At 73.6% G+C, this 652-nt stretch carries 2 pseudogenes; both read right to left on the reverse strand.

What is annotated here, in order from left to right:
* Positions 1-452 (reverse strand): annotated as a pseudogene (locus tag QAA18_RS03535) (hypothetical protein); the annotation flags it as partial.
* A 31-nt stretch (positions 453-483) separates the two neighbouring features.
* Positions 484-652 (reverse strand): annotated as a pseudogene (locus QAA18_RS03540) (bifunctional folylpolyglutamate synthase/dihydrofolate synthase); the annotation flags it as partial.

The following is a 652-nucleotide window of genomic DNA, read 5'->3' on the forward strand; positions in this document are numbered from 1 at the left end:
CGCAGCGAGGCGACCGCGGCATCGGCCGCGGCGACGGTGGAATAACTGCCGTAGCTCACGGCGTAGTTGCCGCCGGCCGTCGCGGCCGGATACATCTCGCCGGCGTCGCTGGGCAACGGGGCCGGTTCGCTCTTCGCGGGTTCGGCCTGCGCCGGCTGCGGCTGCGACGGCTGCGGCTGCGACGGGGCTTCGGTCTGCGGCTGGGGCAGCGCCTCCGCCGGAGCTTCCGGCGCCGGCACGTCGACCACGCCACCATCGGTACCGGCCTCCAGGTCCACCAGCGGCAGGTCACGGGTCTCGAAGTCGCCGGCAGGCGCGTCGGGAACGTCCAGCGATACGTCGGCCACGCCACTGTCCGGGGCGGGCCCCTGGACCAGCATCGGCAGGAAAATCACCGCCAGCGCCACCAGGACGCCGGCGCCGACAAGGCGCTGTTTCAGTGCAGGGTCCATCGGCGCTCGTGGGCTGCGAAGGGCCTGCGAATTATACGCGCTCGCCGCTGCCGTCCCTTAACGCCTGCAATGCGGCGGACGCGGTATGGAAGGATCCGAACACCAGCACCCGGTCGCCGGGACCGGCATCGGCCAGGGCCGCGTCCAGCGCCGCGGCGACGGTGGCGTGGCGCTCGCCCCTGGCCGCGTCGGTCCCGGCC

The sequence above is a fragment of the Luteimonas sp. 8-5 genome (genome assembly GCF_029763755.1).
Taxonomy (GTDB): domain Bacteria; phylum Pseudomonadota; class Gammaproteobacteria; order Xanthomonadales; family Xanthomonadaceae; genus Cognatiluteimonas.